Genomic DNA, 14,296 nt, shown 5'->3' on the forward strand with positions numbered 1-14,296 from the left:
CCTCCGGCGCCACGTTACGCCCCTTCCGGGGATCCGTCGACCCGTTCGTACGCGGCCACGGCCTTCCGGAACTGGGCGAGGACCTCCTCGCGCAGGAACGCGGGCTCCAGGATCTCCGCCGCGGCGCCGAACTGCATGAGCCACCGGGCCGCCCCGTTGGGGTGGGTGGCCCGGAAGGCCACGCGCACCGATTCACCGTCCCCGCCCGGGAAGGTCTCGAAGTCCGGCAGGGCGGGGGGGGCTTCCCGGAAGGCCTGGATCCAGTGGGCGCCGCGCACGAGGGCCTCCACCCGGAAGGGGGCGCCGGCGCTGGTCCAGCCCCCGATCTGGTACCGGGCCGTCCGAGCCATGAGCTCCTCCGGGAAGCTCCCGGTGCGCGACAGGACCTTCACGCTCACGATGCGGTTCTGGCGCAGGTGCTTGGGCAGGCCCTTGGCGGGGTCCCACACCAGGAGGAAGGTGCCGCCTGAGAAGAGATCGTGGGTGAGGGCGTAGGGCACGACGTGGTGCAGGGTGGCCGCGGGGGCCCCGGCGGCCTGGTAGACCACCTCCGTCTCCTTCCGGCCCTCCAGGGCCCTGAGGAGGGGCTCGAGGATATCGGGGGCCTCGATGGGGTCGTCGGCGCCGCCCTGGACGTGGATGGCCTTCTTGAGGTTCTCGAAGAGGCGGCGGTCCCGGGTGGACATGCGCTCGCTGGCGAAGGCTTCCAGGGCCTCCAACTGGTCCTGCCAGAGGAGGGTGCCGCACTGGGCCAGGGAGAGCCCCGCGACGCGCAGGGCCATGCGGGCTTCGCTGGACACGTGCTCGTCCCAGGTGGGGCCCTTGCGCAGGACGAAGTGGATGACCGCGGGGCTGCCCCGGCGGTGGCGGTCGAACTGGGCGCCCTGGGCCTCCAGCACGCCGATGGCGCGGTCCACGGTGCGCAGGTTCAGGCCGCCCATGCGGAGCCGGAGCTTCTCGCGGCTGATGCCCTCGGCGCCGGCCTCCCGGAGCAGCAGGAGGGCCTCCCGGAGCCGGTCGGAGCCCACCAGCCCCTGGGTCTGGATCGCGCCGGGCCGGGCGGGGCTCATGGCGCCTCCGCGGTCGTGGAGGCCGGTTTCCAGGCCTTGGCCGCGGTCAGGGCTCCCAGGAGCGCCGCCCTCTGGGGTTCGGCGAAGGTGCGCACCCGGGGGGCCGCGGGGCGCGGCGCGGGGGCCCGGGCCTCGGGCGGGGCCTTGGGGGCCGCGGGCTCGGCCAGGGCGCCCTCCAGGACGATGAGGCGGTGCCGGGCGCGGGAATAGGCCGTGTAGGCCAGGCGGGGGCCATCGGGGTGCCGGTAGGCGGGGGCCAGGTAGATCACCACGTCGGACTCCAGGCCCTTGTACGCATGCACCGTGCCCATGTGGACCCGGCCCGCGGCGTCCCCCTCCCACCAGTCCGGGACGGTGTTGAGGCGCCAGGGGCCCAGCTCCTGGCCGTCCTTCAGGCCCAGGGTGCCCGGGCGGTGGGGGGCGAGGATCAGCACCTGGCGGCTCTGGATCCCCTCCCTGGCCAGGTCCGACAGGTGCGCGGCGAGGTCGGCCTTCCAGGTGGCGGGAGCGCTGCGGCGCAGGAGCACGGCGCCTTCGTCGGGGCCCGCCGGGGGCGGTTCCCACCCGCAGGCGGGGAAGGCGAGGCAGGCGGCGCGGCGGATGGCGGCGTTCTGGCGCAGGCTGAGGTCGAGCCTCCACGCGCGGCCCAGGTGGTGGCGGGCCTCCCGGTAGAGGCTCTGGGCCGGGTCCTCCAGGAGGAGGGTGGGGTCCCTTTCCGGATCCCGCAGCAGGCCCAGCAGGGGGCGCACCCAGGAGGGGTCCAGGTCCTGGGCCTCGTCCACCACCAGGGCGTCCCAGCCGGGTTCGCCGCCGGATGCGCCCTCCCGCAGCAGGGCCTCCATGCCCTCCGGCACGTCCCGGTTGAAGAAGTCCTCGGCCCTGCCGAAGGCCGGAAGCCGTTCGGCCTGGGTGAGCAGGTTCACGGCCAGGTCGTGGTAGGTGCTCACGAAGACCCGGTCGGCGCGGATGAGGTCGTCCAGGGCGCACTGGGTGGCGAAGGTGAGGGCCCGGTTGAAGGCCACCACCAGCACCCGCCGCCCCTCCGAGGCCCACAGGCGCGTCACCTGGCGCGCCAGGAGGGACTTGCCCGAACCCGGTCCGCCCTGGAGGTGGTAGCGGCCGCGGCTGAAGTTCTGGGCCAGGTGGTTCAGGAACATGGCCGACGTCCGGTCCTGGTGCTGGCCTTCGGCCTGCATCACCTCGGCCAGGCTGGGCGGGGGAAGCAGCTGGGGCACCATGGCGTCCAGGATGCGCTTGAGCGCGTCGGGCCGCACCTCGTGATGCCTCGCGTCGGGTCCCCGGCGCCATTCTTCCCAGGGAAGGCCCCCGGTCACGGCCTCCCGCAGGGCCAGGAAGGGCTGCGAGAGCTTGTCCCGGGTGAGGATGCGGCTGGCGGGAAGGTCCGGCCCCAGGGCCTGGCCCGGCCTCAGCGCCAGGGAGGGCAGGGCCAGCACCCGGGTGATCTGGGGCACGAAGCCCGCGCCGGCCTCCTTGAGGAAATGGAGGAGGGCGTACTGCTGGGCCAGGAGCTGCTCGCCGGGGCTCTCGTCCAGGCGTTCCGTGCGGCCCCCGTGGCGCCGGACCCAGTGATCCCCCTGGGGCTCCACGCCGCTGCCCTTGACTTCGATGATGACCAGCCCCAGTTCCGGATGGACCACCAGGAAATCGATCTCCCGGTCCCGGTTGGCCTCCGCGTCCAGGATGCGCAGACGCGCGAAGACATGGGCCTCCCCGGGCAGGGTGCGCAGGGCGCGGAGCACGTCCTGTTCGCTGTGCAGGCCGGGGGGGATGCGGGGGGGATCGGGGTGGAGGATGGGCATGGGTTTCGCTGAAATCTTGGCACATGGCCCCGCCCAACGCCAGCCAGGGGCCTGTCCACGGAGCGGGTTCCCGAACACCCCGGGGCCGATCCCTGAATCCCCGGGACGGGCCGATCTGTCATGCTTGTCCCATCCTTCATATCCATGCCCCCGGAGTCCCCGTGATCCGCAAGCCCTGGTTTCGCTCAAGCACCTTCTGGATCTTCTTCGGCCTGCTCATGGGCGTCGTCCTGGGCGGCTTCCTGCCCGCGGATCGCCACCCCTTCGCCTATGAATCCTTCCGGTTCCTGTCCAAGGCCTTCATCAGCCTCATCAAGAGCATCATCGTCCCCATCCTGGTGGCCACGGTCATCACGGGCATCGCCCAGACCGGGGACATCAAGGCGGTGGGGCGCATGGGCGGCAAGGCCCTGCTGTATTTCGAGGTCGTCACCACCCTGGCCCTGGCCATCGGGCTCTTCGTGGCCAACTGGATCCGCCCCGGCGCGGGCCTGCCCCTGAAGGCCACGGAGCACCTGGCGCTGGCGGTGCAGAAATCCGGGTGGGAGGTGGCCCTCCACGCCTTCCCCACGAATTTCTTCAAGCACGCCGCCGAGGCCGACGTGCTTCCGGTGGTGGTGTTCTCGGCGCTCATCGGCATCGCCCTCACCCGGGTGCCCGACAAGGGCCGGCCCGTGCTGGCCTTCTTCGAGGGGCTGGCGCAGGTGATGTTCAAGTACACCGATATGATCATGACCCTCACCCCGCTGGGCGTCTTCGGCGCCATGGCCTACAACGTCAGCCACATGGCCGCGGGGCAGGCCGTCAACGGCGTGTTCGTGCAGGGTTGGGCCGCCGTGGGCCACCTGCTGGGGCAGTACGCCAAGCTGGTGGGGAGCCTGTACCTGGCCCTGATCCTCCTGGTGGTGCTGGTTTTCATCCCGGTCATGCTGACCTTCCGCATCCCGGTCCTGGGCTTCTTCCGGGCCATCAAGGACCCGGCCCTCACCGCCTACTCCACCGCCTCCAGCGAAGCGGCCCTGCCCAAGCTCCTGGAGGAGATGGTGCGCTTCGGCGTTCCCCGGCGGGTGGCGAGCTTCGTCATCCCCACGGGCTACAGCTTCAACCTGGACGGGTCCACCCTCTACCTGGTGCTCGCCAGCCTGGCTATCGCCCAGGCGGCAGGCATTTCCATGACCCTGGGCCAGCAGATCTCCATGATGGTGATGTTCATGCTCACCTCCAAGGGGGTGGCGGGGGTGCCCCGGGCGACCCTCGTGATCATCGCCGCCACCTGCGCCAGCTTCGGCCTGCCCGGGGAGGCCGGCGTGGCCATGATCCTGGCGGTGGACGAGATCATGGACATGGCCCGCACCACCGTCAATGTCACGGGCAACGGCCTGGCCAGCGCGGTCGTCGCCCGGTGGGAGGGGGTGTTCCGGGAAGGGGAGGGCGGGACGGAGGAGGAGGACCTGGAACCCTCTTCTTGACGGAATCTTGATGCCCCGGCCCGCCCGGAGGCCGCTACCATGGCTGATCCCCGGCAGGTGTCCCCATGTCCTCCACAGAACCCATCCTCCAGCCCGGCGAATACGCGGTCCTGGTCGAGCAGGCCCCGATCCTCATCTGGAGGGCGGGCACCGACGCCCTGTGCGACTACTTCAATTCCCGGTGGCTGGACTTCACCGGGCGCACCCTGGCCCAGGAGCTGGGCAACGGCTGGGCCGAGGGCGTGCACCCGGAGGATCTCCAGCGGTGCCTGGACCTTTACCTGGACCACTTCGGCCGCCACGCGCCCTTCGAGATGGAGTACCGCCTGCGGCGCCACGACGGCGCCTGGCGGTGGATCTCCGACCGGGGCACGCCCATGTTCGGCGCGGACGGGGCCTTCGCGGGCTTCATCGGCAGCTGCACCGATATCACCGACCGCGTGGAGGCCCAGGAGGCCCTCGCCGCCGCCCAGGCCACCCGGATCCGCACCCTCCAGGGCCTCCTCCCCATCTGCATGTGCTGCAAGAAGATCAAGAACGACCAAGGGTACTGGGAGGTGCTGGAGAAGTACGTGCGCGACAACTCCGAGGCCGATTTCTCCCACGGCCTCTGCCCCGAATGCTTCCCCACCTACGTGGCCCGGCTCCAGGAGGAGGCGGACCGGCTCCTGGGGGGGTGATCGCGCGGGCTCCGGACCTGCTTCGGCGAATCAGTGGCGAAGGTCCGGGACACGTGCGATGCCCTGGGCAGGCCGGGCGGCCTGGATCTCCTGGGCGCAGGCCGCCATGGACTCCCGGAAGGCTGGGTTGGTCCTCATGGCCTTCACGGCGATCGCGGCGAGGTGCTTGCCGCCCATGTCGTCGGAGGGGAAGTGCATGCCCGCGAGCATGCGGCTCCAGGCGGCCCTGTGGGCCCATTTGGTCAGGGCCTCGCGCCGGTCGGGGACGAGCTCGCCCAGGAGTTCGACCAGGATGAAGATGGAGGTGGAATGCCCGCTGGGGTAGGAGTAGAAGCCCGCGGGGGGCTCGCCCTTGGGCCAGGGCAGGATGGGGACGCAGGGCTTGACCCGGGCGTCGAAGTACGGGGGGCGGAGCCGGCGGAACGTGAGCTTGGCGACCTTGTTCAGGTGCTCGCCGTCCCCCAGGGCCTCCTCCAGGAACTGGGCGCAGCGGGGCAGGGCGGCCCGGGTGAACCAGGGCCCCACGGCGGCGCCGGCGGCGAAGATGTCCAGGTGGTCCAGTCCCCGGGCCCAGGCCACCTCGGCCTCGGTGCGCCAGGCCTGGAGCTGGAGGATCGTCTCCAGGTCGGCCTCGGCGGCCAGGGTCCCCGGGAGGGGCGGTGCGGGCAGGGCGGACAGATCCAGGGTGGCGGCGTCCACGAAATTGCGGGTGGCCTCCGGGTACCGGCCGCGGCGGGCCTGGGCCTGGGCCGGGGTCCAGCCGGCCAGCAGCAGCATGGGAAGTGCCAGGAGTGCGATTGCCTTCATGTGCCTCGTCCTTCCGTGAAACCTTCGGAGTCTTGGGGTTGTAATGCCCAATATAACCGGGTTTCCCTGGCGGGCGGGGCCGCGGCTACGCCGAGGGCCACCGGCGCGCGGCCTCTTCGCGCAGGAGGTACTTCTGGATCTTGCCGCTGGCGGTCATGGGGTAGGCCTCCACGAAGGCCACGAAGCGGGGGATCTTGTACCAGGCGATGCGGCCGCGGCAGAAGTCCTGGACGTCGGCTTCGGAGAGGTCGGCGCCGGGGCGGAGGATGATGAAGGCGGCGCACTGCTCGCCGTACCGGGCGCTGGGGACGCCCACCACCTGCACGTCTGAGACGCCCTCCAGGTGGTGGATGTACTCCTCCAGCTCCTTGGGGTAGATGTTCTCGCCGCCGCGGATGATCATGTCCTTGAGGCGTCCGGTGACGCGGTAGTAGCCTTCGGCGTCCATGGTGCCGATGTCGCCCGAGTGGAGCCAGCCGTCGGCGTCCACGCACTGGCGGGTCTCGTCGGGCATGCGGTAGTAGCCCGCCATGGTGGTGTAGCCCCGGCTGCAGAGCTCCCCCTGCTCGCCCAGGGCGGCCACCTCGCCGGATTCCGTGACCACCGCCATCTCGATGCCGGGCATGGCCCGGCCCACGGTGGCGCACTTCACCTCCAGGCTGGGCTCGTCGAAGCGGGTCTGGGTGACCACGGGGCTGGATTCCGTGAGGCCGTAGCAGATGGTCAGTTCGGACATGTGCATGCGGTCCACGCAGGCGCGCATGGTCTTCACGGGGCAGGGGGAGCCGGCCATGATCCCGGTCCGCAGGCTGCTGAAGTCGAATTTCGGGAAGAGCGGGTGCTCCAGGACGTTGATGAACATCGTGGGCACGCCGTAGAGGGCCGTGCAGGCCTCCCGCTCCACGCTCATCATCACCGTCACCGGGTCGTACTTCTCCAGGAGCACCAGGGTGGACCCGTGGCTCACGCAGGCCATGACCCCCAGCACGCACCCGAAGCAGTGGAAGAGCGGCACCGGGATGCACACCCGGTCCAGGCGGGTGAGATTCTGGTTGTGGCCGATCCAGAACCCGTTGTTGAGGATGTTGTGGTGGGTGAGCTGGACGCCCTTGGGGAAGCCGGTGGTGCCGGAGGTGTACTGCATGTTGATCACGTCGCCGCTGCGCAGCCCGGCCTGGCGGGCCCGGTAGTCCTCGTCCGGCACGGTGCGGGCCAGGGCCAGCACCTCGGGCACGGCGTACATGCCTCTGTGCTTCTGGGCCCCCAGGAAGACCACGCGCCGGAGGCTGGGGAAGCGCGGGGACCGCAGCTGGCCCCTGGGGTGGTCCCTGAGCTCGGGCACCAGCTCGAAGAGGGTGGCCACGTAGTCGGTGTCCCGCACGCCGTCGATGATGAAGAGGTTCTCCGTGTCGGATTGGCGGAGAAGGTAGTCGATCTCCGTGGACTTGTAGTTGGTGTTCACCGTGAGGAGCACCGCGCCGATGCGGGCCGTTGCGAACTGGAGGGTCACCCAGTGGGGGACGTTGGTGGCCCAAACCGCCACCTTCTCCCCCTTCCCGACGCCCAGGGCCATGAGGCCCTTGGCCATGAGGTCCACCTGGTCGGAGAACTGCCGCCAGGTGAGGCGGTAGTCCCGGTCGGCGTACACCACCGCGTCCCCGTCCGGGTTGGCGGCCACGGCGGCGTCCAGGGCCTGGCCGATGGTGAGGTCCCGGGTGACGGGGAGCCCCTCGGGGGTGGCGCCCATGGACACGGACGACGTGAAGGGGCCCGACACGGGCGCGGTGCCCCGCGGGGAGGCCAGGGAGAAGCTCAAGGGACCTCCGGCTTTCAGAAGGGCTGGAAGATGACCGCGCAGAGGGAGGCGGGGCGCCCCCCGCCGGCGCGCACCAGGTGGGGGACGATGGAGTTGTAGTACATGGTGTCCCCGGGGCCGAGGGTGTGGACGGCGTCCCCGTACTGCACCACCACCTCGCCGGCGAGGACGATGAGGAACTCCTCGCCTTCGTGGCTGGAGGGGGCTTCCGCCGGGTCCGGCGCCACCTCGATGAACAGGGGCTCCATGTGCCGGTCGGTCTTGCCGCGGCCCAGGGAGAAGTAGCGGTAGGGACCCGTGACGGCGTCCGGCGCCTCCCGCTGGCGGTCGCTTGCCCGGACGACGAGGGGATCCTCCCGGTAGTGGTCGTCCATGAAGGTCCCCGGGCGCTGGCCCAGGGCCCGGGCCAGCTTGAGCAGGGTGCCCAGGGGCGGGTAGGCGCGGCCCTCCTCCACCGCCTCCACCACGCCTGCCGCGACGCCGGCGTTGGCGGCCAGCTCGGCCCGGCTCAGCCCCAGCCGCTCCCGGAAGGCCGCGATCCGGGTACCCAGTTCCATGGCTTCCGGCATGCTCGCCTCCAATCTTGAAATCGTTAAACATGGAGGAGCCCCGGGGCAATCCATATAACTTTTATCAATCCATGCCAAAGTCGCGCGAATCCCCCGGCCCCCGGACGGGGTGGTATATTTGTTGGCATCAGTCAATTCCCAGTTTCGGGGCCCGTTCCCGGATCTGACCTTTCCCAGCTTCATCCGGAAGCGCCACTCCGCGAGCAGCCATGACCTTGAACCCCTGGGACCCTTCGATTTCCTTCCGAGCCCGGCGCGCCGCGGCCACCTTCGCCCTCCTGTTCCTGGGCGGGATCTCCCTGGGGGCCAAGGCCATCCAGCGCCCCGCCCTGCACAGCGCCTCGGTGCTGGTGCAGGACCAGAAGACGGGGGAGGCGATCCTCCAGAAGCACTCCGACGAGGTGGTGCCCGTGGCCTCCCTCACCAAGCTCATGACCGCCATGGTCCTCCTGGACAGCAAGGTGGACATGGAGGAGCGCCTGACCATCCTGGAGGAGGACAAGGACCTGCTCCGGCACAGCCACTCCCGGCTCCCCGTGGGCACCGTGCTCACGCGGTCCCAGGCCCTCCAGCTGGCCCTCATGGCCTCGGAGAACCGGGCCGCCCACGCCCTGGCGCGCACCTACCCGGGGGGCGTGGCGGCCTTCGTGGCCGAGATGAACGCCAAGGCCCGGGCCATGGGCCTTGCCACGGCCCACTTCGAGGACCCCACGGGACTCTCCTCCGGCAACGTGGCCTCCGCCTGGGACATGGCCCGCATCGTGGACCAGGCCCACCGCCACCCCCAGGTGAGGGCCTTCTCCACCCGCGTCCGCACCACCGTGGACTTCAAGCACCACCCCATCGAGTTCCACAACAGCAACATGCTCCTGGCCAGCTCCCGCTGGAGCATCGGGCTTTCCAAGACGGGCTTCATCGACGAGTCCGGACAGTGCCTGGTGATGCAGGCCCAGCTGGCCCAGCGGCCCGTCCTCATCGTCCTCCTGGACGCCACGGGCCGGCACTCCCGCTTCGACGACGCCAACCGCATCCGGGAATGGATGGAGGGCCCCGCCCCGGAGCGCCGCGAGCGTCCCGCGCGCGCCAGGCGCCACCGGCGGCCCCGTTTACGGGTTGTCTCCCACCGGAGGTAGTGTTAGGCTTGTTTTTCCCCCGACAGGCAAAAATTTTTCCTTGCCCCGGGTTCCCCGCGGACTGACCAGGTCCGCTGACCTGAATTCTTCCGTATGGACGTCCATGGATCCCCAACGGGTCGAGCAGCTCGTTTCTGAAGTGGTGCGGGAGGTGCTCTCCCGTCGCGGGGCCCAGCGCCGGGTCGCCCTGGGCTCGGATCACGGCGGCTTCGACCTGAAGAAGCGCCTGGCCGGCCTGCTGGAGGCCAAGGGCTTCGGGGTGCTGGACGTGGGCTGCCCGGACAAGACCGCCTGCGACTACCCGGATTTCGCCAAGGCCGTGGCCCGGGCGGTGCTGGGGGGCGCGTGCGAAATGGGGATCATGATCGACGGGGCGGGCATCGGCTCCTCCATGGCGTGCAACCGCTTCCCGGGCATCCGGGCCGCGCTCTGCTACGACCTGAAGACCATCCTCAATTCCCGCCAGCACAACAACGCCAACGTCCTCACCCTTGGGGCGGGGGCCAATCCGCCCGAGGTGGTGGAGCAGATGGTCCTGACCTGGTTGGCGACCCCCTACGAGGGCGGACGGCACCAGAAGCGGGTGGAAAAGATCGAAAGCTGAACGTGGAGTCGAGATGGATGAAAAGAAGCTGGTAGACATCATCACCAAGGAAGTCCTGAAGGCGCTGGACGGCACGGCTCCGGAGGCCGGCAAGGCCCCGGGCGCCATCGACACGGCCCTGGCGGCCATGATCGACCACACCCTGCTCAAGCCCGAGGCCACCGCCGCGGAAGTGGAGACCCTCTGCGCCGAGGCCCGCCAGTACGGCTTCTGCTCGGTGTGCGTGAATACCTCCTGGGTGTCCCGCTGCCGCGACCTGCTCCGCGGTTCCAAGGTGAAGGTGTGCTGCGTGGTGGGCTTCCCCCTGGGCGCCATGGACACCCGCTCCAAGGCCTACGAGACCCGCGAAGCCATCGCCAACGGCGCCGACGAGATCGACATGGTCATCAATATCGGCGCCCTCAAGTCCGGGGACCTGGCCCTGGTGGAGAAGGACGTGCGCGCCGTGGTCCAGGCCGCCCGCAACAAGACCACCAAGGTGATCCTGGAGACCGGCCTCCTCACCGACGAGGAGAAGGTCACGGCCTGCACCATCTGCAAGAACGCCGGGGCGACCTTCGTGAAGACCTCCACGGGCTTCGCCAAGGGCAGCGTCGCCACCGAGGCCGACATCGCGCTGATGCGGCGCACGGTGGGCCCGCGCATGGGCGTGAAGGCCTCGGGCGGCGTGCGCAGCCTGGCCGACGCGAAGAAGATGATCGCCGCGGGCGCCACGCGCATCGGGGCCAGTTCAGGCGTGGCCATCGTCACCGGTGGCGAAGGGAAGGGGTACTGACATGGCCGACGGCGATCTGACCCTCAGGGCCTACTGCTTCATCGATTCCCTGCAGCCGCAGCTGGCGGCCTTCGTGGGGCTGGGCTCCCGGGGCTTCCCGCCCCTCAAGGAGCAGGCCTCGGTCTACATCGAAGTGGCCCCCGGCATCGCCATCAACAAGATGACCGACGTGGCCCTCAAGGCCGCCAACGTGCAGCCCGCGGCCCAGGTGGTGGAGCGCACCTTCGGCATGCTCGAGGTGCACGCCTACGACAAGGGCGAAGTGCGGGTGGCGGGCGAAGCCGCCATCGGCAGCTTCGGGCTGGTGGAGGCCGACCGCCTCACCCCCTACGTGGCCACCTGCGAGGTGATCCGCTCCGTGGAGCCCATGCACGCCCAGATCATCAACCGCAACCGCTACGGGCACATGATCCTGCCCGGGCAGTCGCTGTTCCTGTTCGAGTGCGACCCCGCCGCCTACGCGGTGTTGGCCGCCAACGAGGCCGAGAAGGCCGCGGACGTCTCCCTCATCGACCTCAAGCCCTACGGGGCGGTGGGGCGCCTGATGATGGCCGGCAGCGAATCCGAGATCGACAGTGCAATGAAGGCCGCAATCGACGCGATCAATTCCATCCACGGCCGTCCGTACCGGACCAAGGCCTGATCCACCCACCCCAACTCCAGGGAGAGACCCATGAGTGAAGCGCTCGGCATGATCGAAACCAAGGGTTTCGTCGCCATGGTTGAAGCCAGCGACGCGATGCTGAAGGCTGCCCGGGTGCAGCTCGTCGGCTACGAGAAGATCGGCGGCGGCTTCGTCACCGCCATCATCCGCGGCGACGTCGCGGCGGTGAAGGCCGCCGTGGAAGCCGGATCCCTGGCCGCCCAGAAGGTGGGCGAGATCGTGTCCGTCCACGTCATCCCGCGCCCCCACGAGAACGTGGACTCCGTCCTGCCCCTGGGCCGCCTCGAAGCCAACGCCTAGGCACCCCGGAGGCGGGCCATGTTGATCGCCAAAGTGGTGGGCGACGTCGTCGCCAGCCAGAAGGTCGGCGCCCTCGCCGGCCACAAGCTGCTCCTGATCCAGCCGGTAGACCCCGCGGGCCAGGCCAAGGGCAACCCCATCGTGGCCTCCGACAGCGTCGGCGCCGGTTCCGGCGAATGGGTCATCGTGTGCCAGGGCTCCTCGGCCCGCATGACGCCCGTGAGCGAAGGCCGGCCCGTGGACGCCGTCGTCATCGGCATCGTGGACGCCATCCAGTTCGAGGGCGGCGAGGTCTACAAGAAATCCTGACCCCCAGAGGCTGACCTATGGAAATCGATCGCGCCCTGGTCTCGAAGATCGCCGAACGCGTCCTCCGCGAACTGGAGGGCGCCCCGGCGCCGGGACCGCAGATGGGCTGCTTCCCAGACATCCCGTCGGCCATCGCCGCCGCCGAGGCCGCCTTCCAGGCGTTCCGGGCCATCGGCCTGGAACGGCGCGCGGAGATCATCCAGGAACTGCGCGTGGGGCTCCGGCGCCACGCCCGGGAACTGGCCGAGCTCGCCGTGGACGAGACCGGCATGGGCCGCGTGGAGGACAAGATCAAGAAGAACCTCCTGGTCATCAACAAGACCCCCGGCCCCGAAGTGCTCCGGGCCGAGGCCGTCTCGGGCCAGCACGGCCTGACGCTGGAGGAGCTGGCCCCCTGGGGCGTCATCGGTTCCATCACCCCCTCCACCAACCCTTCCGAGACCGTCATCAACAACGGCATCGGCATGCTCTCGGCGGGCAACGCGGTGGTCTTCAACGCCCATCCGGGCGCCAAGCGCACCAACGCCTTCACCATCGACCTCATGAACCGGCTCCTGGTGGCCGAGGGCGCCCCCGCCAACCTCCTGGCCTGCGTCACCGAACCCACCCTGGAGTCCGCCGCCGAGCTCATGAAGGCCCCCGGCATCCGCCTCCTGGTGGTCACGGGCGGGCCCGCCGTGGTCAAGGCCGCCTTCGCCTCGGGCAAGAAGGTCATCGCCGGCGGTCCCGGCAACCCCCCCGTGGTGGTGGACGAGACCGCGGACCTGGAGCAGGCCGGCCGCGGCATCGTGGCCGGGGCCTCCTTCGACAACAACGTCGTGTGCATCTGCGAGAAGGAAGTCATCGCCGTGGAGGCCATCGCGGACCGGCTCAAGGCCTGCATGGTGGCCGCCGGCGCCCACGAGCTGCGGGGCGCCGACATCGCGGCGGTGGAGCGCACCGTGGTGGACGGGCACCACCCCCACAAGCACTTCGTGGGCAAGGACGCCAGCCACATCCTGCGGGCCGCGGGCGTGGCCTTCTCCGGCGAGCCCAGGCTGATCTTCGCGGACGTGCCCTTCGACCACCCCTTCATCCAGGCCGAGCTGCTCATGCCGGTCATCGGGTTCACCCGCGCCCGGGACGTGCACGAGGCCATCGCCATGGCCCTGAAGGCCGAGCACGGCTTCCGCCACACCGCCAGCATGTACTCCAAGAACATCGATCACCTGGACCGCATGGCGCGGGCCGTGGACTGCTCGATCTTCGTGAAGAACGGGCCCAACTTCAACGGCCTGGGCTTCGAGGGGCCGGGCTCCACCTCCTTCACCATCGCCTCCCCCACCGGGGAGGGCCTCACCAACGCCGCGCACTTCGCCCGGCGCCGCCGCTGCACCCTCAAGGACCACTTCCGCATCGTCTGAACCTGCGACTGGACCCCCCCATGGCCACTGCGAACCCGAATCTGGTCCCCACCCTCGGCATCCTCGAGCTCTCCAGCATCGCCAAGGGGCTGCAGGTGGCCGACCTCATGCTCAAGAAGGCGGAGGTGCGCCTGCTCAAGGCGGGCCCCGTGGGCGCCGGCAAGTTCATGATCCACCTCACCGGCATGGAAGCCGATCTCCTGGAGGCCGTGGAGGAGGGCCACCTGCACTCCGATCCCTTCCTGGTGTCCTGGACCTACATCCCCAACCTGCACCCCCAGGTGCTCGCCGCCCTCCAGAAGGAGAAGAGCGTCGAGCTCCACACCGACGCCGTGGGCATCGTGGAGGGCCAGGCCCTGGCCGCCCTGGTGCAGGCCGCGGACCGCGCCGTGAAGACCACCGCCGTGCGGCTCCTGGAGCTGACCTACAACCTGGACCTGGGCGGCAAGGGCTACTTCACCTTCACGGGCGACCTCTCGGAAGTGGAGGCGGCGCTGGCCTCGGCGGAGGAGCTGCTCCGGGAGGAGGCGGCCTTCGTGCACAGCGAGATCCTGGCCCGCCCCCACGACATCATCCAGGGCCTCGTCCTGGAAGGCCTGGAGAGCTCATGCTTCTAGCGCGCGTCAAGGGCCTGGTGGTGGCTTCCCGCAAGCTGGAGTCCCTTGCGGGATACACCTTCCGCATGATCCAGGCCGTGGACGCCGGGGGCCGGTCCCTGGGCGAGCCCCTGGTGGCCGTGGACCTGGTGGCCTCCCGGGACGGGGACCTGGTCATGTACATCGACGCCCGGGAGGCCCCCAAGGCCCTCCCCGGCGGCTACGGGGCCATCGACGCCTGCATCGTGGGCCTCGTGGACTCGGCCACCTGAGGAGGGCGC

General features: G+C 70.0%; 16 protein-coding genes. 11 read left to right on the forward strand and 5 right to left on the reverse strand.

Features of this window, described 5'->3' with window-relative positions:
* Positions 1-14: 14 nt before the first annotated feature.
* Positions 15-1,070, reverse strand: coding sequence for a helix-turn-helix transcriptional regulator (locus R2J76_RS09825; RefSeq protein ID WP_316415670.1), 1,056 nt, complete (start codon positions 1,068-1,070; stop codon positions 15-17).
* On the reverse strand, positions 1,067-2,890 hold the full coding sequence (locus R2J76_RS09830) for a nuclease-related domain-containing DEAD/DEAH box helicase (RefSeq protein WP_316415671.1): 1,824 nt from the start codon (positions 2,888-2,890) through the stop codon (positions 1,067-1,069). The genes R2J76_RS09825 and R2J76_RS09830 overlap by 4 nt, the downstream gene beginning before the upstream one ends.
* A gap of 161 nt (positions 2,891-3,051) precedes the next feature.
* On the opposite strand from R2J76_RS09830, the gene R2J76_RS09835 reads away from it, so the two are divergent.
* Positions 3,052-4,359 carry a dicarboxylate/amino acid:cation symporter gene (locus tag R2J76_RS09835; RefSeq protein ID WP_316415672.1) on the forward strand — a complete coding sequence of 436 codons (1,308 nt, stop codon included), beginning with the start codon at positions 3,052-3,054 and terminating at the stop codon, positions 4,357-4,359.
* 65 nt (positions 4,360-4,424) lie between these two features.
* Complete coding sequence (locus R2J76_RS09840; RefSeq protein WP_316415673.1) at positions 4,425-5,039, forward strand: PAS domain-containing protein; 615 nt, start codon at positions 4,425-4,427, stop codon at positions 5,037-5,039.
* Positions 5,040-5,069: 30 nt separating this feature from the next.
* Here the strand turns inward: R2J76_RS09840 and R2J76_RS09845 are convergent, their stop codons facing one another.
* The 3 genes from R2J76_RS09845 to R2J76_RS09855 form a co-directional block, all read right to left on the reverse strand.
* The gene (locus R2J76_RS09845; RefSeq protein WP_316415674.1) at positions 5,070-5,846 is read right to left on the reverse strand and encodes a phosphatase PAP2 family protein; all 777 of its coding nucleotides are present in this window, start codon (positions 5,844-5,846) and stop codon (positions 5,070-5,072) included.
* An 85-nt stretch (positions 5,847-5,931) separates the two neighbouring features.
* Entirely contained in the window at positions 5,932-7,593 is a 1,662-nt protein-coding gene (locus R2J76_RS09850; protein ID WP_394366831.1) for an AMP-binding protein, read from the reverse strand.
* Between the two features lie 83 nt (positions 7,594-7,676).
* Positions 7,677-8,231, reverse strand: coding sequence for a cupin domain-containing protein (locus tag R2J76_RS09855; protein ID WP_316415676.1), 555 nt, complete (start codon positions 8,229-8,231; stop codon positions 7,677-7,679).
* A 209-nt stretch (positions 8,232-8,440) separates the two neighbouring features.
* Between R2J76_RS09855 and R2J76_RS09860 the strand changes: the two genes are divergently transcribed.
* The 9 genes from R2J76_RS09860 to R2J76_RS09900 all read left to right on the forward strand — a co-directional run bounded on the left by R2J76_RS09860 (position 8,441) and on the right by R2J76_RS09900 (position 14,287).
* Positions 8,441-9,364: a serine hydrolase gene (locus tag R2J76_RS09860; protein WP_316415677.1), complete on the forward strand. Its 924-nt coding sequence runs from the start codon at positions 8,441-8,443 to the stop codon at positions 9,362-9,364.
* A gap of 103 nt (positions 9,365-9,467) precedes the next feature.
* Positions 9,468-9,968 carry a ribose 5-phosphate isomerase B gene (gene rpiB / locus R2J76_RS09865; protein ID WP_316415678.1) on the forward strand — a complete coding sequence of 167 codons (501 nt, stop codon included), beginning with the start codon at positions 9,468-9,470 and terminating at the stop codon, positions 9,966-9,968.
* A 127-nt stretch (positions 9,969-10,095) separates the two neighbouring features.
* A complete protein-coding gene (gene deoC / locus R2J76_RS09870) occupies positions 10,096-10,743 on the forward strand; it encodes a deoxyribose-phosphate aldolase (protein WP_394366832.1) in 648 nt (215 codons plus the stop codon).
* A gap of 1 nt (position 10,744) precedes the next feature.
* Positions 10,745-11,386, forward strand: coding sequence for a BMC domain-containing protein (locus R2J76_RS09875; RefSeq protein WP_316415680.1), 642 nt, complete (start codon positions 10,745-10,747; stop codon positions 11,384-11,386).
* Between the two features lie 30 nt (positions 11,387-11,416).
* Complete coding sequence (eutM, locus tag R2J76_RS09880; protein WP_316415681.1) at positions 11,417-11,707, forward strand: ethanolamine utilization microcompartment protein EutM; 291 nt, start codon at positions 11,417-11,419, stop codon at positions 11,705-11,707.
* 18 nt (positions 11,708-11,725) lie between these two features.
* Positions 11,726-12,016: a EutN/CcmL family microcompartment protein gene (locus tag R2J76_RS09885; protein WP_316415682.1), complete on the forward strand. Its 291-nt coding sequence runs from the start codon at positions 11,726-11,728 to the stop codon at positions 12,014-12,016.
* Positions 12,017-12,033: 17 nt separating this feature from the next.
* On the forward strand, positions 12,034-13,419 hold the full coding sequence (locus R2J76_RS09890) for an aldehyde dehydrogenase family protein (protein WP_316415683.1): 1,386 nt from the start codon (positions 12,034-12,036) through the stop codon (positions 13,417-13,419).
* Positions 13,420-13,439: 20 nt separating this feature from the next.
* Positions 13,440-14,036 carry a BMC domain-containing protein gene (locus tag R2J76_RS09895; RefSeq protein ID WP_316415684.1) on the forward strand — a complete coding sequence of 199 codons (597 nt, stop codon included), beginning with the start codon at positions 13,440-13,442 and terminating at the stop codon, positions 14,034-14,036.
* Positions 14,027-14,287 carry a EutN/CcmL family microcompartment protein gene (locus R2J76_RS09900; RefSeq protein ID WP_316415685.1) on the forward strand — a complete coding sequence of 87 codons (261 nt, stop codon included), beginning with the start codon at positions 14,027-14,029 and terminating at the stop codon, positions 14,285-14,287. The genes R2J76_RS09895 and R2J76_RS09900 overlap by 10 nt, the downstream gene beginning before the upstream one ends.
* Positions 14,288-14,296 lie beyond the last annotated feature (9 nt).

The organism is Mesoterricola silvestris (genome assembly GCF_030295405.1).
In the GTDB taxonomy this organism is placed as follows: domain Bacteria; phylum Acidobacteriota; class Holophagae; order Holophagales; family Holophagaceae; genus Mesoterricola; species Mesoterricola silvestris.

Bases quoted from the DNA above. Each gene is read 5' to 3' on its own strand.
- R2J76_RS09825 (WP_316415670.1), bottom strand. From the start codon at position 1,070: ATGAGCCCCGCCCGGCCCGGCGCGATCCAGACCCAGGGGCTGGTGGGC.
- R2J76_RS09830 (WP_316415671.1), bottom strand. From the start codon at position 2,890: ATGCCCATCCTCCACCCCGATCCCCCCCGCATCCCCCCCGGCCTGCAC.
- R2J76_RS09840 (WP_316415673.1), top strand. From the start codon at position 4,425: ATGTCCTCCACAGAACCCATCCTCCAGCCCGGCGAATACGCGGTCCTG.
- R2J76_RS09845 (WP_316415674.1), bottom strand. From the start codon at position 5,846: ATGAAGGCAATCGCACTCCTGGCACTTCCCATGCTGCTGCTGGCCGGC.
- R2J76_RS09850 (WP_394366831.1), bottom strand. From the start codon at position 7,593: ATGGGCGCCACCCCCGAGGGGCTCCCCGTCACCCGGGACCTCACCATC.
- R2J76_RS09855 (WP_316415676.1), bottom strand. From the start codon at position 8,231: ATGCCGGAAGCCATGGAACTGGGTACCCGGATCGCGGCCTTCCGGGAG.
- R2J76_RS09860 (WP_316415677.1), top strand. From the start codon at position 8,441: ATGACCTTGAACCCCTGGGACCCTTCGATTTCCTTCCGAGCCCGGCGC.
- rpiB (WP_316415678.1), top strand. From the start codon at position 9,468: ATGGATCCCCAACGGGTCGAGCAGCTCGTTTCTGAAGTGGTGCGGGAG.
- deoC (WP_394366832.1), top strand. From the start codon at position 10,096: ATGATCGACCACACCCTGCTCAAGCCCGAGGCCACCGCCGCGGAAGTG.
- R2J76_RS09875 (WP_316415680.1), top strand. From the start codon at position 10,745: ATGGCCGACGGCGATCTGACCCTCAGGGCCTACTGCTTCATCGATTCC.
- eutM (WP_316415681.1), top strand. From the start codon at position 11,417: ATGAGTGAAGCGCTCGGCATGATCGAAACCAAGGGTTTCGTCGCCATG.
- R2J76_RS09885 (WP_316415682.1), top strand. From the start codon at position 11,726: ATGTTGATCGCCAAAGTGGTGGGCGACGTCGTCGCCAGCCAGAAGGTC.
- R2J76_RS09890 (WP_316415683.1), top strand. From the start codon at position 12,034: ATGGAAATCGATCGCGCCCTGGTCTCGAAGATCGCCGAACGCGTCCTC.
- R2J76_RS09895 (WP_316415684.1), top strand. From the start codon at position 13,440: ATGGCCACTGCGAACCCGAATCTGGTCCCCACCCTCGGCATCCTCGAG.
- R2J76_RS09900 (WP_316415685.1), top strand. From the start codon at position 14,027: ATGCTTCTAGCGCGCGTCAAGGGCCTGGTGGTGGCTTCCCGCAAGCTG.